Source organism: Nonomuraea sp. NPDC001831 (assembly GCF_042892035.1).
Taxonomy (GTDB): Bacteria; Actinomycetota; Actinomycetes; order Streptosporangiales; family Streptosporangiaceae; genus Nonomuraea.
Window position 1 is genome coordinate 98343 of the sequence record NZ_JBIATU010000024.1, and the last position, 20576, is coordinate 118918.

26 protein-coding genes are annotated in these 20576 nt (G+C 72.2%); 8 read left to right on the top strand and 18 right to left on the bottom strand.

Going from position 1 to position 20576, the window contains the following annotated elements; all coding sequences use genetic code 11:
• Positions 1–27: 27 nt before the first annotated feature.
• Entirely contained in the window at positions 28–801 is a 774-nt protein-coding gene (locus tag ACFYYW_RS45185; RefSeq protein ID WP_352322664.1) for an IclR family transcriptional regulator, read from the top strand.
• Position 802: 1 nt separating this feature from the next.
• Here ACFYYW_RS45185 and ACFYYW_RS45190 read toward each other — a convergent pair whose 3' ends face one another.
• A complete protein-coding gene (locus ACFYYW_RS45190; RefSeq protein ID WP_387659771.1) occupies positions 803–1654 on the bottom strand; it encodes a helix-turn-helix domain-containing protein in 852 nt (283 codons plus the stop codon).
• A gap of 139 nt (positions 1655–1793) precedes the next feature.
• Here ACFYYW_RS45190 and ACFYYW_RS45195 point away from each other — a divergent pair, with 139 nt between their 5' ends.
• Genes ACFYYW_RS45195 through ACFYYW_RS45210 form a run of 4 tightly spaced genes read left to right on the top strand, consistent with a single transcriptional unit; the run spans position 1794 to position 3913 of the window.
• A complete protein-coding gene (locus ACFYYW_RS45195; RefSeq protein WP_387659774.1) occupies positions 1794–2519 on the top strand; it encodes an alpha/beta fold hydrolase in 726 nt (241 codons plus the stop codon).
• Positions 2520–2553: 34 nt separating this feature from the next.
• A complete protein-coding gene (locus ACFYYW_RS45200) occupies positions 2554–2655 on the top strand; it encodes an RICIN domain-containing protein (RefSeq protein WP_387659840.1) in 102 nt (33 codons plus the stop codon).
• 37 nt (positions 2656–2692) lie between these two features.
• Positions 2693–2971: a VOC family protein gene (locus ACFYYW_RS45205; protein ID WP_387659777.1), complete on the top strand. Its 279-nt coding sequence runs from the start codon at positions 2693–2695 to the stop codon at positions 2969–2971.
• Between the two features lie 45 nt (positions 2972–3016).
• On the top strand, positions 3017–3913 hold the full coding sequence (locus tag ACFYYW_RS45210) for a type II CAAX prenyl endopeptidase Rce1 family protein (protein WP_387659779.1): 897 nt from the start codon (positions 3017–3019) through the stop codon (positions 3911–3913).
• A 23-nt stretch (positions 3914–3936) separates the two neighbouring features.
• On the opposite strand, the gene ACFYYW_RS45215 is transcribed toward ACFYYW_RS45210, so the two are convergent.
• The 5 genes from ACFYYW_RS45215 to ACFYYW_RS45235 all read right to left on the bottom strand — a co-directional run bounded on the left by ACFYYW_RS45215 (position 3937) and on the right by ACFYYW_RS45235 (position 8979).
• Complete coding sequence (locus tag ACFYYW_RS45215) at positions 3937–4626, bottom strand: response regulator (protein ID WP_387659782.1); 690 nt, start codon at positions 4624–4626, stop codon at positions 3937–3939.
• Positions 4623–5807, bottom strand: a complete 1185-nt coding sequence (locus ACFYYW_RS45220) for a sensor histidine kinase (protein WP_387659785.1) — start codon at positions 5805–5807, stop codon at positions 4623–4625. Before ACFYYW_RS45220 ends, ACFYYW_RS45215 begins: the two co-directional genes overlap by 4 nt.
• Positions 5808–5939: 132 nt before the next feature.
• On the bottom strand, positions 5940–6587 hold the full coding sequence (locus tag ACFYYW_RS45225; protein ID WP_387659789.1) for a hypothetical protein: 648 nt from the start codon (positions 6585–6587) through the stop codon (positions 5940–5942).
• The gene (locus ACFYYW_RS45230) at positions 6584–8527 is read right to left on the bottom strand and encodes a M48 family metalloprotease (protein WP_387659792.1); all 1944 of its coding nucleotides are present in this window, start codon (positions 8525–8527) and stop codon (positions 6584–6586) included. The genes ACFYYW_RS45225 and ACFYYW_RS45230 overlap by 4 nt, the downstream gene beginning before the upstream one ends.
• Positions 8524–8979, bottom strand: coding sequence for a hypothetical protein (locus ACFYYW_RS45235; protein ID WP_387659795.1), 456 nt, complete (start codon positions 8977–8979; stop codon positions 8524–8526). The genes ACFYYW_RS45230 and ACFYYW_RS45235 overlap by 4 nt, the downstream gene beginning before the upstream one ends.
• A gap of 121 nt (positions 8980–9100) precedes the next feature.
• On the opposite strand from ACFYYW_RS45235, the gene ACFYYW_RS45240 reads away from it, so the two are divergent.
• Positions 9101–9904, top strand: a complete 804-nt coding sequence (locus ACFYYW_RS45240; RefSeq protein ID WP_387659798.1) for an endonuclease/exonuclease/phosphatase family protein — start codon at positions 9101–9103, stop codon at positions 9902–9904.
• Here ACFYYW_RS45240 and ACFYYW_RS45245 read toward each other — a convergent pair.
• From ACFYYW_RS45245 to ACFYYW_RS45280, 8 genes are all read right to left on the bottom strand, one after another.
• Positions 9884–10252 carry a hypothetical protein gene (locus ACFYYW_RS45245; RefSeq protein WP_387659801.1) on the bottom strand — a complete coding sequence of 123 codons (369 nt, stop codon included), beginning with the start codon at positions 10250–10252 and terminating at the stop codon, positions 9884–9886. The two genes, ACFYYW_RS45240 and ACFYYW_RS45245, sit on opposite strands and share 21 nt — an antisense overlap.
• Positions 10249–10734 (bottom strand): TlpA family protein disulfide reductase, encoded by a 486-nt coding sequence (locus tag ACFYYW_RS45250; protein ID WP_387659804.1) that lies wholly within the window; start codon positions 10732–10734, stop codon positions 10249–10251. Before ACFYYW_RS45250 ends, ACFYYW_RS45245 begins: the two co-directional genes overlap by 4 nt.
• Entirely contained in the window at positions 10734–11231 is a 498-nt protein-coding gene (locus ACFYYW_RS45255; RefSeq protein ID WP_387659807.1) for a MauE/DoxX family redox-associated membrane protein, read from the bottom strand. Before ACFYYW_RS45255 ends, ACFYYW_RS45250 begins: the two co-directional genes overlap by 1 nt.
• Positions 11232–11351: 120 nt before the next feature.
• On the bottom strand, positions 11352–11531 hold the full coding sequence (locus ACFYYW_RS45260; RefSeq protein WP_125645566.1) for a hypothetical protein: 180 nt from the start codon (positions 11529–11531) through the stop codon (positions 11352–11354).
• Between the two features lie 96 nt (positions 11532–11627).
• Positions 11628–12500: an ArsR/SmtB family transcription factor gene (locus tag ACFYYW_RS45265; RefSeq protein WP_387659810.1), complete on the bottom strand. Its 873-nt coding sequence runs from the start codon at positions 12498–12500 to the stop codon at positions 11628–11630.
• A gap of 51 nt (positions 12501–12551) precedes the next feature.
• Positions 12552–12995, bottom strand: coding sequence for a S26 family signal peptidase (locus tag ACFYYW_RS45270; protein ID WP_387659812.1), 444 nt, complete (start codon positions 12993–12995; stop codon positions 12552–12554).
• A gap of 242 nt (positions 12996–13237) precedes the next feature.
• A complete protein-coding gene (locus tag ACFYYW_RS45275) occupies positions 13238–13429 on the bottom strand; it encodes a hypothetical protein (protein ID WP_352328003.1) in 192 nt (63 codons plus the stop codon).
• A gap of 193 nt (positions 13430–13622) precedes the next feature.
• Entirely contained in the window at positions 13623–14900 is a 1278-nt protein-coding gene (locus ACFYYW_RS45280) for a serine hydrolase domain-containing protein (RefSeq protein WP_387659814.1), read from the bottom strand.
• 275 nt (positions 14901–15175) lie between these two features.
• On the opposite strand from ACFYYW_RS45280, the gene ACFYYW_RS45285 reads away from it, so the two are divergent.
• Positions 15176–16264 carry a serine hydrolase domain-containing protein gene (locus ACFYYW_RS45285; RefSeq protein ID WP_387659817.1) on the top strand — a complete coding sequence of 363 codons (1089 nt, stop codon included), beginning with the start codon at positions 15176–15178 and terminating at the stop codon, positions 16262–16264.
• A 153-nt stretch (positions 16265–16417) separates the two neighbouring features.
• On the opposite strand, the gene ACFYYW_RS45290 is transcribed toward ACFYYW_RS45285, so the two are convergent.
• Both ACFYYW_RS45290 and ACFYYW_RS45295 read right to left on the bottom strand, forming a co-directional pair.
• Complete coding sequence (locus tag ACFYYW_RS45290) at positions 16418–17044, bottom strand: DUF6461 domain-containing protein (RefSeq protein WP_387659820.1); 627 nt, start codon at positions 17042–17044, stop codon at positions 16418–16420.
• A complete protein-coding gene (locus ACFYYW_RS45295) occupies positions 17041–17259 on the bottom strand; it encodes a hypothetical protein (RefSeq protein ID WP_387659823.1) in 219 nt (72 codons plus the stop codon). The genes ACFYYW_RS45290 and ACFYYW_RS45295 overlap by 4 nt, the downstream gene beginning before the upstream one ends.
• A gap of 183 nt (positions 17260–17442) precedes the next feature.
• Here ACFYYW_RS45295 and ACFYYW_RS45300 point away from each other — a divergent pair, with 183 nt between their 5' ends.
• The gene (locus tag ACFYYW_RS45300) at positions 17443–17649 is read left to right on the top strand and encodes a hypothetical protein (protein WP_352327996.1); all 207 of its coding nucleotides are present in this window, start codon (positions 17443–17445) and stop codon (positions 17647–17649) included.
• Positions 17650–17718: 69 nt separating this feature from the next.
• Here ACFYYW_RS45300 and ACFYYW_RS45305 read toward each other — a convergent pair whose 3' ends face one another.
• Positions 17719–18714, bottom strand: a complete 996-nt coding sequence (locus tag ACFYYW_RS45305) for a threonine/serine dehydratase (protein WP_387659825.1) — start codon at positions 18712–18714, stop codon at positions 17719–17721.
• Positions 18711–20576, bottom strand: a 1866-nt coding sequence (locus tag ACFYYW_RS45310) for an MFS transporter (protein ID WP_387659828.1), incomplete at its 5' end; no start/stop codon positions are given. The genes ACFYYW_RS45310 and ACFYYW_RS45305, both read right to left, overlap by 4 nt.

Consider the following 20576-nt stretch of genomic DNA (forward strand, 5'->3'; position numbering starts at 1 on the left):
CCCTACTCGGAAGACGGAGTTTCCCGCATGGCAGCAGACGACAGCGTCCAGTCGGTGCGCAGGGCGATCGGCCTGCTCGGCTGCTTCGGCGGCGGTGACGCCTCGCTCGGCCTGTCCGACCTGGCGCGCAGGATGGGGCTGTCCACCTCGACCACCCACCGCCTGGCCAGGACGCTGGCCGCCACGGGCTTCCTGGAGCAGGAGGCGCGCACCGGCCGCTACCGGCTGGGGCCCTCCATCACGGAGCTGGGGCAGCTCTCCTTCCACCGGCGCGGCCTGCACCGCATCGCCCCCGAGCTGGCCGAGCTGGCCCGCGTCACCTCCGCCACCGTGGACCTGGCCGTCCGCAACGACCGGCACGCGGTCATCCTGAGCGGCGGCTCGCTCAACCCCGACAGCGGCGCCGGGCTGCGCCGCCCCCTGCACTCCACGGCGCTGGGCAAGGTGCTGCTGGCCTGGGACCCGGAGGGCAGCGCCGACCTGGAGGCGCTCGGCCCGCTGCCGGCGCTGACCGGCCGCACCATCGTGGACCACGCCGAACTGCGCGAGGAACTGGCCCGCGTGCGCGAGTCCGGGTACGCGCTCAACGACGGGGAGTCGGGCGACGGCATCCGCACCGTCGCGGTGCCGGTGCTCGACCGGCACAACCACGTCCGCTACGCGCTGGCCGTGCGCTCCACGCCGCTGGTGATCAGCGACGCGCGGATCGACTGGTTCGCCGCGCACGCGCGGGCCTGCGCCCGCGCGCTGGAGGTGCTGCTGATCCCACCGGCCGAGCGCCGCCTGCGCCCCTCCGCCTGAGTCACGCCTTCCACCGGCTCCCGCCGGCGGGCGGCGAAGCCATGGCGGAGGCGAGGAGCGCCAGCTTCTCGGCGCTGCCGGTGCCGGGGTCCGGATGCAGGACGACGAGCGTCTGGCCCGCCGCGCCGCGCACGCCCAGCCTCTCCCGGTTCAGCCACAGCTCACCGACCTGCGGATGGTCGAGGCGCTTGGGCGCGCCTTCGCACGTGTTCACGTCGTGGCGGGCCCAGAGCCTGCTGAACAGCGGGCTGGCGAGGGAGAGCTCGCCGACGAGTTCGACGAACCGGGGATCGTCGACGTCGGCGCCGACGGACTTGCGGAAGCCGGCGACCATGCCCTGCGCGGCGTTCTCCCAGTCGGGGTAGAGAGCCTGCTCGGCGGGGTCGAGGAACACGTCCCGCAGGCGGTTGCGCCCCGCCACGAGCCGCGGCGACAGGGCGGTCGCCGGCGCGTTGGCGGCCAGGACGTCGAAGGAGCGGCCCTCCACGTACGCGGGCAGCGCGAGCGCGGCGACGAGCTTGGCGATGCCCGGGGGAACGCTCTCCCTGCGGGGCCGCCGCCGTCGCCGCCGGGGATCGCCCGCCCCGAGGCGCAGCAGATGGGCCGTCGCGTCGTCGTCGAGCCGCAGCACGCGCGCGAGGGACACCAGCACCTGCGCGGACGGGTTGCGGTCGCGGCCCTGCTCCAGGCGCAGGTAGTAGTCGGCGCTGATGCCGGCGAGCATCGCGACCTCCTCCCGGCGCAGGCCCGGCACCCGCCGTACGCCCACGGAGGGGATGCCGGCCTGCTCAGGAGTGACGAGCTCCCGGCGGGCGCGTACGTATTCGCCCAGAAGGTTGGATTCGCCGCTCATGCGCCCCACGGTAATGGCGCACCTCGGCGCGTGCCTGGCCCCCTCACCCCCAGGATCGCGAGGGCTCTGGCTGCGCCGGCGGACGAGCGGAAACCTCACTCGGGACCGAACACCCCCTTTGATGAGCAAGGAGCCGCACATGTCGACGTACGTGCTGGTACACGGGGCCTGGCACAGCGGACGATGCTGGGAGCGGGTGGTCCCGCTCCTGGCCTCGGCCGGGCACCGGGTGGCCGCGCCGTCGCTGACCGGCCACGGCGACAAGGCCCATCTGCTCGGCCCCGACGTGGGACTGGACACCCACGCCGACGACATCGTCGAGCTGATCACCGCGAACGACCTCACCGACGTGATCCTGGTCGGCCACAGCTACGCCGGGCTGGTCATCTCCTCCGCCGCCAACCGCATCCCGGAACGCATCGCCCACCTGGTCTACCTCGACGCGATGGTCCCGGAGGACGGCGAGAGCGCGGTGGACGTGCACCCCGTCACCCAGGCCCTCATCGACCGCGCCGCGCGGTCCGGGACCGGCTGGCGCATCCCGCCGATGCCCGAGCTGCCGCCGCCCCTGGGGCTGTTCGGGGTCACCGACCCAGCGGACGTGGCCTGGCTGCGGACGATGCTGTCGGACCAGCCGGCGCTCTGCCTCCAGCAGCCGGTCCGGCTGGACAACCCCGCCACGCACGCGATCCCGCGGACGCACATCCACTGCGTGGCGGGCGTACCGGAGGGCATCGAGCGGCGGCCCGTCCCGGCGACGCAGCCCAACGGCAGCCCGGCACAGGTGTGGGAGCTGCCGACGGGCCACGACTGCATGATCACCATGCCGGCCGAGCTCACCGAACTGCTGCTCAAGCTCGGGTGACCCCAGGCTCATCGCCAAGCACTCGGGCAAGGTTCTGGCGGTCGCGAACGCCGCCACCGACCCGGGCGCACGCGTGGTGCAGTTCGAACCCGGTCATGACACGAACGAGCTCTGGCTGCTCAAGGCCGTCCCCTGACGCCGGTACGCGGACTCGGTCGCACGGGGTGGACCGCGTGCCCGAGGACGAGCTGGGCGAGGGCGACTGCAACGACAGCATCGTCGATCCCGAGGGGCACGGCCCGAGGATCTGGTTCCAGCAGGTGCCCGAGGCCGAGACGGTCAAGAATCGGCTGCACCTGGATGTGAAGGTGGGCGGCAAGCGGGCGCCGGTGCGAAGGGGCGGCGGCGCGCAGGGGCAGAGCCCGGGACGGTTCCTGATCCCTCCTGAGAGCTACCGCTCTGTCCGTTCCAGGGGGATGGCATGCCCGGCTCCGATCCCTAGCCTCGGTTGAGCCGCGGAAGACACCGCGGCCCACTTGATCGAAAGGATCGAGATCGTGGCGTCCCCGGAGCATCCGAAGACCACCCCTCCGCACACCGGTCCGGCCACGGCGCGTGGCCGGTTGCGCAGGTTCCGGTTCCCCGTCCTGCTGGTCGCGCTGTTCGGTGTGATGTCGGTGACGACGGGGATCAACCAACTCGTCTCGCCCGTACCGATCCTCGCCCTGCCGGTGGGGGTCGGCCTGGCCGTCCTCGCCGTCGCCTGCTACCGCTGGTTGTGCCGGGCCGTCGAGCTCCGTCCGGACATCCCCGAGGTCGGGAAGACGCGGCGATGGTCCCAGCTGCTGCGCGGGACGTTGCTCGGGGCGGGCCTGTTCATCGGGTTGATGGCGCTGATCGCGGTGTTCGGCGGCTGGCGGGAGCTGTCGTGGGGATCCTTCGGCGGCTTCCTCGGCAGCGCGGGGTTGATGGCGGGCGTCGCCGTCACCGAGGAACTGCTGTTTCGCGGGGTGGTGTTCCGCATCATGGAGGAACGCACCGGCACCGTGATCGCCCTGGTCGTGTCCATGCTGCTGTTCGGCGCGATGCACCTGGTCAACCCCCACGCCACCCTGTGGGGCGCGTTCGCGATCGCCTTGACGGGCGGAGCCATGCTGGCCGCCGCCTACGTCGCCACCCGATCGTTGTGGCTGCCCATCGGCCTGCACTTCGCCTGGAACTTCACCCAGGCAGGGATCTTCGGTGTCACGGTCTCCGGAGCGGCCGCGCCGCCCGAGGGCCTGCTGAACGTCACGCTGTCCGGCCCGACCGTGCTGACCGGCGGCGTCTTCGGCCCGGAGGCCAGCCTGTTCGCGCTGCTGATCTGCATGGTGCCCACGATTCTCCTGCTGCGGCGGGCGGCCCGCGCCGGCCGGATCCGGCCTCGGCCGCACCGCGCCGAGCTCTCCGCCTGATCGCAAGGACGCCGGACGCCGCGTCAACCCTGATCGGCGGACACCAATCCCACCCGGTAGGCGAGCACGACCGCCTGCACACGGTCGCGCAGGTCGAGTTTCGTCAGGATCCGCGACACGTACGTCTTGACGGTCTCGGTGCTGATGGACAGCCGGGTGGCGATCTCCGCGTTGGACAGGCCCTGAGCGAGCTGTTCGAGAACCTCCAGCTCCCGCTGGGTCAACGCCCGCACGACCTCCTGCAGGGCCGGCCGGGCGGAGTCGGTGGGGCGCAGGCGCTCGGCGAAGTGGCCGATGAGGGCCCGGGTGACGGCGGGCGCGAGCAGGGAGTCGCCGCGCGCGACGGTGCGTACGGCGTCCACCAGTTCCGCCGGCCGCGCGTCCTTGAGCAGGAAGCCGCTGGCGCCCGCCCTGAGCGCTTCGTAGGCGTACTCGTCGACGTTGAACGTGGTCACCACCAGCACCTTTACCGGAGCGGCGACGCCTGGCCCGGCCAGTCGCCTGGTGACCTCGATGCCGTCCAGGACGGGCATCCGGATGTCCATCACGACGACGTCCGGCAGCAGCCGCCGGGCGGCCTCGAGCGCCGCGCGGCCGTCCGCGGCATCCCCGACGACCTCCATGTCGGGCTGGGCGGAGAAGATCGTGGTGTAGCCGGTGCGCACCAGCTCATGGTCCTCGCAGATGAGCACCCGGATCGGCGTACTGGTCATGCGGTGCTCCTGAGGGGGATGAGAGCCCGGACGCTGAACCCGCCCCCGGGCCGGGCGCCGGCGGACAGCTCGCCGTTCAGCATCTGGATGCGCCGGCGCAGCCCGTCCAGCCCCCGTCCTCCGGACGGCACGGCGGGACCTTCCAGCGGAGCGGACCCGTCGGTGGTCACCTCGATGTCGAGGTGGCCGGCGCGGTGGTGGACCGTGACCCTGGTGGGCCGGCCCGTCGCGTGCTTGATGGCGTTCGTGAGCGCTTCCTGAACCACCCGGTACGCGGCCAGCTCGACGTCGACGGGCTGAGGCAGGCGCTCGCCGTGCTCGGTCAGTTCGACGGGCTGGCCGGAGACGCGGGCCTGTTCGACCAGGTCGGCAAGATTGTCGAGGCCCGGCGTCCGCTGCGTGAGCGCGTCGTCGCCGGTCGCCTCCAGCACACCGAGCAGATGCCGGAGCTCCGTCAGCGCCCGCCGGCCGGTGTCGCCGATGGCGGCCAGCCCTTGCCCTGCGCGTTCCGGCGCGGTGCCGACCAGGAACTGTGCCGCGTCGGCCTGCACCACGATGGCGGTCACGTGATGGGTGACCACGTCGTGCAGCTCACGGGCGATGCGGGCGCGTTCCTCGGCGCCGGCCGCCAGCGCGCCGAGCCGCCGCCGTTCGGCCTCCTCGGCCCGCCACCGGCGCAACACCGCACCGGCCATCCAGATCACCGCCAGAACCAGATAGAAGGCGAGGAAGTCCGAGATCCGGTTGGCAGATCCCCACCAGCTCAGGACGACCGCCAGCGCGGCGTAGCCGGCGCTCACCGCCGCCGCGAGCGTGCGACGGTGCCGGGCCTGATGGGCGCCGGCCGTGAACAGGGCCAGGTAGAAGCCGATGCTGGCGAACGTCGGCGGACAGCCGAGCGCCTGATGAACGGCGAAGGCGGCGCCGATGACGGCCAGGCACGCCGCCGGGTGGCGGCTGCGGAGCGCCAGCGGCGCCGACTGCGCCACGGTCAGCACGACCGCCAGGGCATCGGCAGGCCGCCGCGGCAGGTCGCCGAGCTGCGCTCCGATGACGGACAGGGTGGGGACGAATGCCAGCGCGGTGAGCGTCGCCGCGAGCGCGCCGTCCTTGACCGAGGGCGGCCGGGCTCTCCACCAGGCCGGCCATGAGCGGACGGCCAGGGGAACGCGCGCGAACACCGGTGTAGTCTAACGGCCCTCCGCCCGCCTCCCGGGCACACCCACGGCCCCGGGACGGCGTCGGTGACGCGTCGAGCCCGGACGGACCGGAGCCGGCCGGCGCGCGGTCCGCCACCCGGCCGGCTCTCGCCGTCAGCCGGCCACCTTGCGCATCCTGGCTGCGGCCCGGTCCGCGATCGCCTGGGCGGTGTTCGGAGAGGGTCTCCTGAAGCCGAGCTGGGAAAGGATCATGAAGGTTCCCCGGACTCTGGCCAGCACGAGGATCTCGCCGTACGTCCACGTGCCGTTGGTCTTGGCGGTGACCCAGAGAGCCTTGCTGCGCGAGCCGACCTTGGCCATGCGAATGGGCGTGAGTGTCACCGTGATGACCGCGGGATCCTGGCCCGTGTAGGTCTGGCTGAAGGCGGAGCAGCCGCTCAGGACGCCGAGAATGCGGGTGAAGTCGTGGTCGGCCGTGCTCTCGTCGGGATACCGGCGCAGGTTCTCCATGACCCAAGGACCGAGATCGCCCTTGGCGAAGCCGGCTCGGGCGTATTCGACGCCGCGGAACCTGGGGGTGCTGAACTCCAGCTCGTCCATGGTCTTCGAGCAGGCGGGCTTGCTGCTGGCGCTGTACGCCTGGTGTTCGGCGGTCCAGGCGTGATAGCCCTTCGGCAGGTCGGCGGCGGTGAGGAGGCCGCGGCTCAGCGGCGGGAGCGCGCCGGCCTGGGCGGTGCCGGTAAGGAGGCCGAGAGCCATGCTGACGACGAGGAGCAGCCGGCCGAGTGGCATCTGGTTCACCAACCTTCAGTGGGAAACGGGGGCGGGGGATCGGACACGGCCTTGTCGTGGTAGCGGTTCAGGTGGTCGCAGCGCCTGACGAAGGCGGTCCAGGCCAGGGCCGCCAGGTCCGTCGACCTGGCGCTCGCGCTGCGCAGGAACATCTCGCCGATCTCGTTCAGGAGGCTGTCGTCAGCGGCGCGGAGCAGCCGGCCGAGCCGTTGCCTCGCGGCATGATCGCCGGGGTCGCCGTAGACGCCGATGCCGGCGATGTACAGCCCGAGGCAGATCGCTCCGGCCTGGGTGGAATCAGGCAGGGCCGGCTGCCGGACGGTGGCCGTCACCTGGACGGGGCTGGAGGACAGCGCCAGGTACGACGGCAGCAGAGCCATGGCGATCACCACCGCCGCCACCGCGTGCACGGGCGCCCCGCGCACGAGTGGCCACAGCGCCGACAGGGCGATCACGGTGAGCGCCGAGAGCACGATCGCGACCTGAGGAGTGATCACCAGAGCGGCGACGCTCCGCGGGCTCCATCGTTCGGACGCCGCCAGCCGCGCCGCGACGAACCACGTGCCCATGACCACCCCGAAGAGCACCGCGGCGAAGGGGGCCGCGTACCGCCACGCGCGGGGCCCCGACCGCGGCAGCCAGGCGCCGGCGGCCAGCGCCAGCCAGCCGAAGACCGCCGTGGTCAGGAGGAGGATCGCGGCTGCCATCCAGATCGCCGTACCGGGCGGGATCTGCCCGGGGCCGATGACGGACGCCTGGTCGGGCGCGCCGGCCAGCCACCGGCTCCACTGCACGCTCGTCCTGGGCGCCAGGATCGCCCCCGCCAGGAGCCCGGCCCCGAACGCGAAGCCCGCTGCCAGCGCCCGCCCTACGGCGAACGGCCGGACCAGGGCGCCCCGCCACACGCCGAGCCCGGCGACCCCCGTGACCGGCACGGCGACCACGAAGCCGGCGACCCAGTACGCGACCAAGGGAGGCACGGGGAGGACGGTGTGCAGCATCACGCCCGATTCGGTGACGATGACACCGGCGGCGATCCCTGCCGTCACAGCCTCGGCGATCGAGGGGCGCAGCAGCCTCCCGGGATCGCGCAGCGCCTTGAGCCGCTCGTCGAGCCGCGGGTGGAGCCGCAGGAGCCGGCGCTGTTCCTGGCGGCCCCTGGACAGCAGGCCGAGCAGGTCCGCGCGCCTGAACTGGCCTGCGCGCAGGTCCGCGTCGTGCTCGCGGGCCCTGATCACGGCCGTGAAGGTCGTGGTGACCAGCAGGCAGACCACCGCCGTACGCCAGGCGACGGCCAGCGCGGGGGCCGGGCCGAGCGTGGTGGTGACGGACAGTGCCATCGGCAGGGCCACCAGCAGCCCGAAGCCGGTGACCGCGAACACGCCGAGGTAGGTACGGTCCACGTCCCGGTTACGCAGGTGACCGAGTTCGTGGGCGAGCGTCGCGGTGACCATGGAAGGGTCGGTCCTGGCGTAGGCGCCGATGGAGCGGGCGAGCATGACGCGATGGTGCGGGCGTCTGCCGTACGTGAACATCCAGGGCAGCATGCCCCGATCGCTGAGCATCAGCACGGGCGGGCTGCGCAGGCCCGCGGCCTCGACAGTCTGCCGGACGACGGCGGGCCACGGTTCGAGCCGCGCCGCGCCGTACCGGAGGGTGATCACGGACGGCGCGGCCACGTGGGCCAGCAGCACCAGCACCGCCACAAGCGCGGGACCGGCGAGTGGGACCAGCGCCTGCAGGACGAGGATCCTGGTCGAGCAGTCGAGGAAGCCGGCCACGTCGGTGAGCTGGGCGCACGCCCGGTTCCGCGCGCCCCAGCCGTCCCGCGCGAGCACCAGGAACCAGTAGCCGGCGAAGAACGCGCCCGCCCCCACGGTGAGGAACAACAACCGCAGACGGGAGGTGCTGGGCGGGGGCAGGGCGAACGGGTCGGGGGGCGCGCTCACGGTTCCTGAGGCTCGCTTTCGCGCTGGAGCTCACCGGCGACCGCGTCGCTGAGGAGTTGTGCCCGCTCAGGCGACATGCCGAGCGCGCGGGCGCGGGACAGTACGGCCGCGCAGATCCTGCGGCGCTGCTCGCCGTTCAGCGCCAGCGGCTCAGTGAGGGCTTGCCGCCTGGCCTTGCGCCTGGCCCTCCACCCGAACACGCCGCGGGTACGCTCGGTGATCTCCTCTTTGAGCGCCTCCAGTACGGCTCCGCCGACGAAGGAGACCACGACCGGCGCCCAGCCGGCGACGTCGGCCAGAACGCCCGAGCCGAGAAGCCGCTCCCCCGCGCGCTCAGGATCGGGATGGTTGACGTAGGCGGCCCAGAGGTCGGGCACGAGCTCCACTTCGTCGGGCCTGAGCCTGGCGACCACTGCCTCGACGAGTTCGTACGTGGTGCGCTGTTCGGACACGAGCACCCCCTGCCGGAGTACGTTTCAGGAGGGAAGATCCGCCGATCGCATAATCTGATACACCTCTGTCTCCACCAGATCCTGCGTATCGACGAGGGCTGTCGCTGACCGAAGGAGGCCGATGATCAGGCAGCTCATGATCGCCGGGCTGTTGTTACCGAACCTGTCCGTACAGGCGCAGCCCCCTGTCCGCCACGTGATGACGTGGAACGTCTGTGCGGGCACCAACGCCGGGTGCGCGCTCTATCGCCGCTCGACCGCCGAACTGGCCTGGCACGTGGCGGTGCTGGCGACCGAGGCGGACGTGGTGTTCCTCCAGGAGTTCTGCACGGGCGCCGACGCCGACCTGGAACACGAGCTCGAACGCCGTACCGGCCGGAACTGGAGCGTCCGCTCGGCCGGGCTGAAGTACTCGGACGGTTCCCCGTACCAGTGCCTGCCCGACAGGAACGGCAGGCCGCGAGGGGTGCTGAGCGTCACCCTGGCCGTGGCCGGGGCGGACACCGGCCTCGTCGTGCACCCGCTGACCTCGCCGCCGTGGGGAGCCCGCAGGTACGCCGTCTGCACGGCCGACCGGGCGTTCTGCACCGCGCACTTCTCGTCGGGGTCGAGCTACGACGACAGGCAGAAGGGCAGGCCCTACCGGCACATCCAGTTGCGCGAGCTGTTCGAGCTCGGCCGGGGTGTGATCGGCGGCGACCTCAACCTCGTGCCGCGCGACGCCGCCGCGGCCTACAAGGGCCGCGACGAATGCGACCCGCGCCGGCGCTGGACCTACGTGACCGGCAGGCGGAAGATCGACTACGTGTTCGCCGGCGCGGGCCGCGTACGGAAGTGCTTCGTCGATCGCGCCCGGAGCACCTGGTCTGATCACGTCCCGCTGCACGCCTGGGTGAGCGCAGGCTCAACGCCGCCCGCGTCTTGAGGCGAGCCCGACGAAGGCGTTGACCGAGGTGAACAGGCGTTCGCGGGTCAGCAGGGCCATGCCGCGGCGCAGCCGTCCGTCGATGTGTTCGGTCAGGTGCGGCAGCAGCGCGGCGACCAGCCCCACCGCGCCGAGCATGATCGTCGGCATCAGGACGGCACGGCCGCCCGCCAGGCCGTCCAGGATCAGCTTGGTGCACCAGGCGGCGGCCACCGGCGTCGTGCCGCCGGCGAGGACGGCGAGCACCGAGCAGACGGCGGCGAGCGGGGCGGCCCGCCAGGCCAGCCCCCACACCGTCACGGCCCGCCCGGCCAGCCGCACCACGCCGGGCGGGACGTCGTGGGTCATGCGGTGACGGGAGTGCCGAGCCCGGCCACGGTGACCGCGCGCGACCTGACCCGGCCGGAGTCGTCGAGCAGGTAGAAGGCGGGGAAGGCGGAGTTGGGGAAGGCCAGGCAGACCGGCCCGTTGGCGGGCTCGGCGATCACGGTGGCGCTGCCGCGCAGCGCGTCCGCGTAGCTCTCCCCGTCGGGGCCGGACACGACGGCGAGCACCTGCGCGGGGGAGTAGCCCGCGTCGGCGACGAGCTGGAGGAACGGCGGCAGCTGCCCGGGACAGGCCTGGCACTCGGTGTCGAAGAAGCCGATCACCGAGGGCCGTCCGATCCCGCTTACGTCGGGGACGGTCGAGCCCACCGGCAGCAACGGCGGCCCCGAGGGAGCGGCGTGCTGCTCGGCGTGGCGCACCCTGCGGATCACCGCGAACGTCAGCACAAGGTTGAGCGCGCTCATGACGCCCACGATGACCAGGGCTGCGATGACGTACGGCATCAGAGGTTCCTCTCCAGGAGAAGGTCGGCGAGGTCGTCGAAGAGCACCAGCACGGCGGCGAGCACCGCGGCGGCGACCAGTGCCAGCGCCACCCCGGCGAGTTCGACGGGCCCGCCCGGCGTCGCCCAGCCGGTGACCGCGACCACGATCAGCACCAGGTTGCGGACGATCTGGGCGCGGCTCAGCGGAGCGGCGGTGACGCCGAAGCACCGGCAGGCGGCGGCGGAGCCGCGGCGCAGGGCCCGCAGGATCGCGGCGGCGAAGGCCGCGAGCAGCACGGCGGCCAGCACGAACCCGGCGCGCTCGCCCAGGACGAGCAGCGCCACGGCGGCGCTCTCGCCGGCCAGTACGGCCACCGCGACCGGCGCGGCGGGCACGCCGGGAACCAGACCGGGGACGGACGACACGAAGGCGCGCCAGCCGGTGGCCTTGCCCGCCAGCGCGGCCAGGAAGACGAGGCAGAGCACGGCCCTGCAGCCCAGCTCTACGTACGGCATGGCTCTATGTACGGCATGGCTTCGGGTACGGCACGGCGCTCCTTCACGGGCGGGTCCTCGCACTCACGGGTGGGGCCGCCCACGGCCCGCTGCGGTGGGGTCGTGGGCGGGGGTGGAGGGTCAGCAGCACTCGTAGCAGGACACGTAGGTCGTGCAGTCCGGCCGCACGCAGGTCCACGCGGTGTGGTCGAGCCAGTGGTAGCACCAGCACTCGTAGGGGCACCCCCTGGCGTCCGCGGTGCTGGCGGGCAGCAGGGCGCCGAGCATCCGGTCGCCCAACGCCTTGAGTGTGCGAGTCATCCGACCTCCTGGGTGAGAGGGGCTGTGTTCGCCTGATCATCACCACCGGGTCAGGGGAGGGGCAATCCTTTCGGACTGCCACCGAAATGCGACAAATCAGGCACTGTATTCGAGCAGTTCGTGCCCCAGCGAGGTGAGCACGTGCCGCACCGCCCGCCCCTCGCGGTAGGTGTTCACCAGTCCCGCCAGCCGCAACGCCGTCACGTGCTCGGACACCGTGGAGGCGCTCACCGCCAGCGACCTGGCCAGCTCGCCGGTCGCCGAGCCGCCGCCGATCGAGCGCAGCACCCTGGCACGGGCCTGCCCGACGACCTGGGCCAGGGCGTCCGCCGTCGCGGGGCGCAGGGCGCCCTCGTCGCTGACCGGATAGGCGATGACGGCCCTTTTGTCGCCGCGCGGCGGCGACAACGCGAGGAAGCGGCGGCTGGCGCACATCAGCGGCGAGAGCGTCACGCCCCCGTCACCGAGCTCCACGGGCGACGGGCACAGGTCCGAGGTGTCGATCTGCAGGGCGCAGCCGTACCAGCTCAGCCTGGGGGTGAGCCTGGGCAGCGTACGGCCGAAGCCCCGCACGCAGATCAGCTCGGAGCAGCGGTTCACGTGCGCGCTCAGGCGGAGGCGGATCGTGTCCCACTCGGGGGCCACGCAGCTGACGTAGAAGGCGCGCAGCGCGTCGGCGACATCGCCGAGACCGGGCTGGACGTCGAGCTCGTCGTTGAGCGTGCCCGCTCCGGGCGGCAGCGGCAGGTCGGCCCAGAGGAAGCCGGACACGCTGTGCGGCGCGTGGTGGACACGCCGTACGAACGGCATGGCTCTGGCGGGCGTCCTGCGCGCCAGATCCCGCCACGGCGATCCGGGCACGGCGAAGCCGGGATGATGCAGGCACAGGGCGGCGAACAGGGTGTGATGCAGTGGGGAGATGGTGAAGGTCGTCGCGGCCAGTCCTGCGGCAGAAAAGACCAGACGCATATCCTAGCCCCGTTGTCAGGAAATGTCCGGACATACTGGAGTATGCGACTGTTAGGACCTGCTAACAAGGGTGCGGAGGACGACCCCCAGAACCCGATCGGCCGGGACGAGCCCCCACAACCGCGAGTCCGCGCTGACCTCCCCGTCGCCCAGCACCACGAGCTTTCCGGGCGGCACCGTGGCGGGCGAACCGGGGCACTGCGGCGGCACCGGCTCACCCGGCAGCGCCGCGACCCGCTTGACCACCCAGTCGGCGGCCGCGACCGGGGGCAGCGGCCCGTCCCGCCAGCGCATCCCCGGCCCGATCGGTTCGAGCACCACGATCTGCCCGCGCCGGAGCGCCTTCCCGCGCAGCACCAGCAACCGGTCGCCGGGCCGCAACGCCGGCACCATGCTCTCCCCCCGCACGGTCACCACCGCCAGCCGGCGCCTGGCACCGTACACGACCGCGACCAGCAGAGTGATGAATCCGGCGAACACGGTGATCATGGGCATGGCGCGAGCGTAGACGTCCGGACTGGGGGGCTCAAGAACTCGTCCGGTCGGACGGGGGGCTGAAGCCTCGTCCGCGACGAACGCCGTCACCCGGCGAGCGTGACGCTCGGACAGCGTGGGGCGCCCGTTCCCCGGGGGCCGACACTCATGGGTACGGGCGCGAACGCGGTTCTACGGCGTCGAGGAACCACTCGTTCCTTCAACGCGAAGGCTTGAAGGGGCGGCATCGCGGTGGTGATCCGCTAGTCAGGGGAGCGCAGGAGCATTGCCTCCACCTCGGAACCGGCATCGGCCGTGCAGACGTACGTGGGCCTTCCGCTCGCCGGGTCAACGGCGTACAGGGTCGCCCGCTTGCCGCACTTCGAGCACCAGGCGTCAGGCCCGCCACCGAGCTCGGCCAGGCCGACCTTGATCTCTGGGATAACAAAAGCCATGCGGGCAGCGTAGGTCGGCCTGGTCGGGACGTCCGTGGCGACAGGGCGTCTTGCGGAATCCATGCCCGTAGATTGTTCGACACGGGAGTGACGGGCTCGGTGGGACACCGGGAGAGTCGCCGTCCAGGCATGCGAGAGCTTCCCGCCTGACCGGCCTCATGTGCCGGGAGGCCGGTCAGACGGTGAGTTCGTGTCAGAGGTAGGTGCCGTAGAGGTCCACGGTGGGCCAGGTGGTCACCGCGTTGGCGGCCTTGTGGAGGGCCGGGTCGATGTCGGCGTAGCTCAGGCCGGAGGCGTCGTCGCGCTGGTTGAACAGGGCGGCCCAGGTCAGCCCGTCATACCGGCGCACCAGCAGGGTGTAGGTGCCGGGGAGGCTGCCGGTGTGCCAGGTGTTGCGGCCGCCGGTGACGTTGCGGACCGACCAGCCGCAGCCGTACCACCAGCCGTCGCCGTTGACGCCGGTCTCGGGTTGCGCGAAGGCCCGGGAGATCGACGTCGAGGTGAGCACCGAGCCGGCGGCGTCGAAGATCCCGGCGAAGCGCACCAGGTCGACCGCCGTCCCCAGCCAGCCGCCGTGCGCGTCCATGTTCTCCAGGTTGAACGAACCGTACGGAGCCGGGACGGAGGTGCCGGAGGCGTCGAACACCGTCTTCCCGGTGTACTTCGACACGTACGGCACCTCGCCGGTGACGGCGTTGGCCTTGAGCGTGCGCCCGAGCCTCATCCGGGTGATGCCGCGCGGCCCGAGGATCTTCTGCTGCACGTACGTGCCGTACGGCATGCCGCTGACCTTCTCGATGATCCGGCCGAGCAGCAGGTAGTCGTAGTTGGCGTAGGCGTAGGTGCTGCCGGGGTCGTGGTCCAGGGGGAGGCCGCTGGCGTACCGCATGATGTCGGCCTGACGGACGGGCAGCGCCGCGCCGAGCGCCCTGGAGACCGCCAGGTCGCTGAACATCGGATCGGCCGTGATGGAGGAGTCCCAGCCGCCCAGGTGCTGCAGCAACCTGAGGACGGTCACGTCCTTCAGCCGCGGATCCACCGTCCTGCCGGACGGCGGCGTGAGGGGGAGCAGGTCGGGCAGCCGGTCGGTGAGCTTGAGCTTCCCGTCCTGCACCAGCTTGAGTACGGCCGCGCCGGTGATGGGCTTGCTCAGGCTGGCGATCCGGAACAGCGAGGTCGGCTGGGTCTTCAGGGTGGTGCTGGTCGTCCACGTGTAGCCGCGGGCCAGGACGAGCTTGCCCTTGCGGGTGACGGCGAGCGATCCGCAGGACAGGTTACGGGCCTGCATGAAAGCCTTCATCGTGCTGTCGAAGCTGCCCAGCCCGGCTCCCAGGGTTCCGGTCGTCTTCCACGTCCCGGCGGCGGCGTCCGCCCGGCCCGGCTGACCGGCGAGGAGCCCGGCGCCGGCCAATCCGAGCCCGGCCAGGCCCATCGTCCGGCCGAAATCGCGTCGGGTCAGCCTGTCAGGCATCTGTCTTCCTCCTTGATCGAACAAAACAACAGGGGGCAAACTATCTGAAACTTCGCTGATGGTGGCGTCGATCGCCCGAGCTTGCGGGGGCACGGCAGGCCGGGCTCATGACGATCGTGCACGTGCGGCCCGGCCCTGACCGCGCCCCCGGCCGGGGAAGTTCCGGGCGTGGTAGGGCAGTCCCCACCATCGGGACACCGGTCGGCATGATCGATTCCGGCGCCCGGCGGCCGAAGGATGGGCACGTCACCTCGTCCAAGGGAGTTGCCGAGAACATGCGTAAGTATCTTGCCGCCGCTGCGGCCGCCGTCGTCCTGCTGGGGGCCGCGTCCCCGGCGCTGGCCGCCGCGTCCCCGGCGCCGGCCGCCGCCAAGCCGCCGTCGCCCGCCCTGCAGCAGCAGCTTGACCGGTTGACCCGGCAGGACGGCTTGGCGGGTGCGCTGGTGTCGGTGCGTGAGCCCGGCGGCCGGGTCAGGACGTGGACGTCCGGCGTCGCCGAACGCGGCGCCGACCGGCCGATGGTCGGCGCGGACGCGCACTTCCGCATCGCCAGTGTGACCAAGTCGGTCGTCGCGGCCACCGTGGTGCGCCTGGCGGACCAGGGTGAGATCGATCTGGACGCCCAGGCGGAGCAGTACGCGCCCGGCCTGCTCGACGGCAGGCCGATCACCGTGCGGCAACTGCTGACGCACACCAGCGGCCTGCCCGAGTACCTGCCGCTGATCGACCCGGCCCACATCGGCGGCGACGCCGGCTTCCTGCGTCTGGCCCTGGACGCCGAGCCCACCGGCGAACCCGGCGAGAAGTGGGCCTACTCCAACACGAACTACCTGGTGGCCGGCATGCTCATCCAAAAGGTCACGGGCAAGGACTTCCGGACGGTCACCCGCCAGGGCGTCCTGAAGAACCTGCGGCACACCTACTGGCCGCGTCAGAACGAGCTGGACATCCGTGGCAGGCACGCCCACACCTACGGCGTGAACCCGTTCGACCCGAAGGGCCACGGCAAGGTGGTCGACACGACCCTGGAGCCCGGCTACCTCTTCGGCGCCTCGGGCGGCCTGATCTCCACCCCCGACGACCTGAACCGCTTCTGGCAGTCCCTGCCCGCCTCCACGATCAGGACGATGCTCGCCCGGACCGTCCCGGCCGACGACCCGCCGAAGGCCGACTACGGCCTGGGCGTCTACTCCTACCCGTTCGCCTGCGGCCCGGCCTGGATGCACGACGGCGGCCTGCCCGGCACCCGCGTCCTCAGCGGCCGCGACCGCTCGGGCCGCGCGGTCACCCTCTACGTGACCGGCACCCCGAAGGACGACGCACACATCTTCGAAGCCTTCGGCACCGCCCTGTGCGGCAGGTAGCCCATCCGGGGGCGCCGTCACGGGCGGGAGCCCGAGGCATGGTCCGGGTCGGCTGCCTTCTCGCGCCACCGGCATCAACGGCGCAGCAGCAGGCGGAGCAGGCGTAGTGCTCGGGAGCGGCGGCCCGAGTCGGTCCAGAACATGGGGTGCTGATCATTCGTTTCTGATCCTGGTGGCCAGGAATCCCGAGTCCAGCATGCTCCGGGAGAAGGCGAAACCAGTGAGCTTCTTCGCCAGCGCGAACGACCGTTGGAACGAGGCGTGGATGCCCGGGCCCTGCAGGTCGTGGTCGGGATCCAGCCCTACCTCCCGCATCTCGACGAGCAATCGGTCGGGATCGCTGCCCATGCGCGCATGAGGGGAGAGGTGGTTGAAGCGAGTGAGCTGTTCGCCGTCGGTCGCGTAGGTGAAGTGGTCGTCGGCGTGGAGGTTCCGCTCGATCGACACGACCTCGGTCCCGTGGGAGAGGGCCGGCAGCAGGCGGTTGCAGCGGGCTGGTGGCGTCCAGAGTTGGACGAGCACCGCCCAGCCCGCCGTCTCCAGTGCGCCCACGTAGCCACCGCGCAGGTGGTCGGCGTCGATGCACTCCATCGTTCGTTCCTGAAGACCGTCGAAGGTCACCTGCTCGATGTCGCCGGGCCCTGCGCCGAGGCGGGTCAGCGCTTCGCGAGGGGTGAGGGATCGGGTGAAGGACACGTACGAGACGTCATGGAACGGGCCGTACGTGGCCAGCCAGTCGAACTCCTTGTGCGCGTCCGTCAATCCAGCGCTGAAGCTCATCGGCGCGACCGATGGAGCCAGGTGGCGAGCAGCGAGGCCACGAGCCATACGGTGATGAGCGCAACGGCGCGCGCGGCCATGTACGCCGCCGTCAGAAGGCCGTCGATGACGTACTCGGTGACCGCGTCCCCGAGGAACATGATCGTGACGAAGAGGGCGACGCCGAGCACGACGTGGGCCGGGTCGTGGCCCTTGAACCAGGGACGTCGCGCCATCACCAGGACACCTTCACGATCGGCCGTGCGGCATGTGCCGCTGATCGTAGTATCTGCCGGCTCCGGACCCCAGCGCCCGCCCGGCCGCGGGGAGCCGGGAGCGGGGACCGAAGGAGTCGTTGCGGATGACAGGTGGCGGCAACGGTGCGACTGTGAAGGCAGGGCGACCTGCTGGAGGAGATCGTGGAACACCCCGAGCTGACCACGGACATGGTTCTCGCCGCCGTCCGGGATCACGGATTCGCGGCCTACGACGTCCTGGTCAAGGACTTTCCGTCGGACGTGGTGGTCGCGGAGTTCACGAAGGCGGCCAGGTCGGGCTTCACCACCTTCGGCGTGGGGGTGCACCTGGCGTCGTTGACGGACAAGGGCCGGGAGCGTCTCGGTTAGGCCCGGTTCGCGCACGTTCCCGACCAGCGGGATCATTCCCGCCAGTCGGGCGCGCGCGACCAAAGGCGATCACGTGCTTCGTGCCAGAGGCTCCTGTCTGGTTTCCGTGTTGATCGCGACGTTGCCGCCGGAGAGGACGGCGACGACCGGCCCCGGCGGCAGGTGCGCCTGGTGCGCGAGGTAGGCGGCGGTGGCCACCGCGCCGCTGGGTTCGGCGCGTTCGCCCAGCTCCCGCTGGAGCAGGCCGGCGGCGTCGTCGATGGCGTCCTCGGTCACGGTCACCATGTCGTCCACGTACCGGTGGATGTGCTCCCAGGCCAGGGCGCCCAGCACCGGCGCACGCAGTCCGTCGGCCCGCGTGCGGTAGGTCAGCTCCACCGGCCACGCCGTGCGCGTGCCCGACCGGAAGCTGGCCGTCCCGTCGGCGGCCAGTTCGGGCTCGACGCCGATCACCCGGATCGCCGGGTCGGCGGCCTTGACGGCCACCGCGATCCCGGCCAGCAGGCCGCCGTTGCAGACGGGCACCAGGACGGTCCCCGCGTCCGGCAGGTCCAGGCAGATCTCGGTCCCGGCGCTGCCGTGCCCGGCGATGACGTCGAACGCGTCGGAGCCGATCACCGTCGCGCCGAACCGGTCGGCCAGCGCCAGGCAGGCCTCCTCCCGCAGCGCGGGCGGGACGATCACCACCTCGGCGCCGAGCCGGCGCGCGGCGCCCACCTTCAGCTCGGGCGCCGTGTCCGGCAGGACGACGGTCGCCCGCACCCCGTGCTCGGCGGCGGCGTAGGCGATGGCCTGGGCGTGGTTGCCCGACGACTGCGCCACCACGTGCCGGACGCCGCGCCCGGCCAGCCGGCCCACGGCGTTGACCGCGCCGCGTACCTTGAACGAGCGGGTGGGCTGCCGGTTCTCCGGTTTGACCCAGAGCCGTTCGCCGGGCAGCCGCAGCAGCGGCGTGCGCCGGACGTACGGCGCGATGCGGTCACCGGCCGCCCGGACGTCGGCCGCGGTGACCAGCCGCGCGCCAGCCGCCTTCTCCGTTTCCATGGGCTCGGCACCGCCGTTCATGCGCTCAGCACCCTCTCCTGGATGGCGTCCAGGTCGGCCGCGGCCTCGGAGGGCGGGGCGGCGTCCGGGACGAGGTCCTCCAGGTGGTGCAGCGGCCGGTGCCGCAGCCCCAGCAGCCCCCACAGCACCAGGAACACGCCGCTGGCCAGCAGCACCACCCCGGCGCCGCCGCCGGGCCCGTCGGAGAACCGTCCGGCCCAGTCCGCCAGCGGGCCGGCGGAGAGGAAGCCGATCGGCTGCATGGCCGTGGCGATCATGATGTTCACCGCGAGCACCCGCCCCTGCAGCTCGGGCCCCACCTTGACCTGGATGATCGACAGCCAGTGCGCGTTGCCGATGCTCATGCACGCCAGCCGGACGAACAACCCGGCCGCGACCAGCCACACGACCGGCCACACGCCCATGAGCACCACGCCGAGCCCGGACCCGACGACGAAGCCGATCATGCCGGTCGCCCGCCGCCGGGTGCCGCCCCACACCAGCACCACGCCGGTGCCCACGGCCGCGCCGACGCCGCCGACGGCGGTGACCGCGCCGAGGTCGGCCGAGTCGCCGATGGCCAGCACGACCGGGGTGACCAGCACCCACATCAGCGCGGTGCAGAAGTTGACCACCGCGAAGTAGAGCGCCATCACCATCAGCGGACGCCGCCGGCGCAGGAACCGCCACCCGCCGGTGAGCGCCGCCGTGAACGTCTCCTCGCGCCGGTGGAACAGCCGGTCGGGGAAGCGCACCAGCAGCAGTGTCAGCACGCCGACCGCGAACGTGGCCACGTCCACGGCCACCACCGCCGACAAGCCGAACAGGCCGATCAGCGCGCCGCCCGCGAGCGGGGCGACCACGTTGCCCGCGCCGAACCCCACGTTGGCCAGCGCGTTGGCCTGCGGCAGGTACGGCTTGGGCACCAGCTGCGCGATCGCCGCCAGCCAGGCGGGCTGCTGGAACGCCGACACGACCGAGGTCACGCCCACGATGAGGCAGACGTTCCAGAACTCCAGCCGGTCGGTGGTCAGCAGCAGCACCAGCGCCACCATGGCGATCCCGGACAGGGCGTCGCAGGCCAGCATGATCTTGCGCCGGTCCACCCGGTCGGCCAGCGCGCCGCCCAAGGGGGTGAGCAGCACGGCCGGGATCTGCGCCAGCATCGTGATCAGCGCCAGATCGAGGATCTCGCCGCTGCGCTGGTAGGCCCACACGCCGAGCGCGAACGAGCTCAGCGCCGTGCCCAGCGCCGAGACGATCTGCCCGCCGGCGACGGTGTAGAAGGGCCCCAGCCTGGTGCGCTCGGGCGGGCGCACCGGATCGGGCAGCGTCCCGGCCGCCCAGCGGGTCAGGTGCGCCAGCACGACGGCGGCCAGCGGCTCGGCCTGGTGGCGCAGGAAGTAGTGGCCGGCCCTGGGCAGCACGGCCCGCTCCACCCGCGGCGCGAACGCCGCCCACTCGGTGTAGCGCTCCTCGTGCAGCTCGGTGGCCCGGTCGCGTTCCCCGACCAGGCTGAGGATCGGGGCGCGCAGCGGCGTGCCCTCGCCGGCCAGCTCGTGGCCGAACCACTCCTGCGCCTGGTCGGCGTCGTGCCGCATGGCGCGTACGGCCGTGCGTTTGGCGGCCTCGTCCATGTCGTCGAGCAGCCCGCCGGAGGCCCGCAGCGCGTCGCGGAACAGCCGGTCGGACACCCAGCGGTCGCCGCCGAACAGCCGCCTGACCATGCCGGGCAGCCGTGCGGCCGGGAAGCTGGCGGCGGCGATCACGCCCAGCACGGGCACGCCATCGGCCTCCAGCTTCCGCGCGAGCGCGACGGCGGGCGCGGAGCCCACGCAGTGGCCGTAGATCGCGACCGGGCCCGACGCGGTCGCCGCCACCTC

Excerpts from the sequence above, each read along its gene's own strand:
- ACFYYW_RS45185 (WP_352322664.1), top strand. The coding sequence starts at position 28 with ATGGCAGCAGACGACAGCGTCCAGTCGGTGCGCAGGGCGATCGGCCTG.
- ACFYYW_RS45190 (WP_387659771.1), bottom strand. The coding sequence starts at position 1,654 with ATGAGCGGCGAATCCAACCTTCTGGGCGAATACGTACGCGCCCGCCGG.
- ACFYYW_RS45195 (WP_387659774.1), top strand. The coding sequence starts at position 1,794 with ATGTCGACGTACGTGCTGGTACACGGGGCCTGGCACAGCGGACGATGC.
- ACFYYW_RS45215 (WP_387659782.1), bottom strand. The coding sequence starts at position 4,626 with ATGACCAGTACGCCGATCCGGGTGCTCATCTGCGAGGACCATGAGCTG.
- ACFYYW_RS45240 (WP_387659798.1), top strand. The coding sequence starts at position 9,101 with ATGATCAGGCAGCTCATGATCGCCGGGCTGTTGTTACCGAACCTGTCC.
- ACFYYW_RS45245 (WP_387659801.1), bottom strand. The coding sequence starts at position 10,252 with ATGACCCACGACGTCCCGCCCGGCGTGGTGCGGCTGGCCGGGCGGGCC.
- ACFYYW_RS45250 (WP_387659804.1), bottom strand. The coding sequence starts at position 10,734 with ATGCCGTACGTCATCGCAGCCCTGGTCATCGTGGGCGTCATGAGCGCG.
- ACFYYW_RS45255 (WP_387659807.1), bottom strand. The coding sequence starts at position 11,231 with ATGCCGTACGTAGAGCTGGGCTGCAGGGCCGTGCTCTGCCTCGTCTTC.
- ACFYYW_RS45260 (WP_125645566.1), bottom strand. The coding sequence starts at position 11,531 with ATGACTCGCACACTCAAGGCGTTGGGCGACCGGATGCTCGGCGCCCTG.
- ACFYYW_RS45265 (WP_387659810.1), bottom strand. The coding sequence starts at position 12,500 with ATGCGTCTGGTCTTTTCTGCCGCAGGACTGGCCGCGACGACCTTCACC.
- ACFYYW_RS45270 (WP_387659812.1), bottom strand. The coding sequence starts at position 12,995 with ATGCCCATGATCACCGTGTTCGCCGGATTCATCACTCTGCTGGTCGCG.
- ACFYYW_RS45275 (WP_352328003.1), bottom strand. The coding sequence starts at position 13,429 with ATGGCTTTTGTTATCCCAGAGATCAAGGTCGGCCTGGCCGAGCTCGGT.
- ACFYYW_RS45280 (WP_387659814.1), bottom strand. The coding sequence starts at position 14,900 with ATGCCTGACAGGCTGACCCGACGCGATTTCGGCCGGACGATGGGCCTG.
- ACFYYW_RS45285 (WP_387659817.1), top strand. The coding sequence starts at position 15,176 with ATGCGTAAGTATCTTGCCGCCGCTGCGGCCGCCGTCGTCCTGCTGGGG.
- ACFYYW_RS45290 (WP_387659820.1), bottom strand. The coding sequence starts at position 17,044 with ATGAGCTTCAGCGCTGGATTGACGGACGCGCACAAGGAGTTCGACTGG.
- ACFYYW_RS45295 (WP_387659823.1), bottom strand. The coding sequence starts at position 17,259 with ATGGCGCGACGTCCCTGGTTCAAGGGCCACGACCCGGCCCACGTCGTG.
- ACFYYW_RS45305 (WP_387659825.1), bottom strand. The coding sequence starts at position 18,714 with ATGAACGGCGGTGCCGAGCCCATGGAAACGGAGAAGGCGGCTGGCGCG.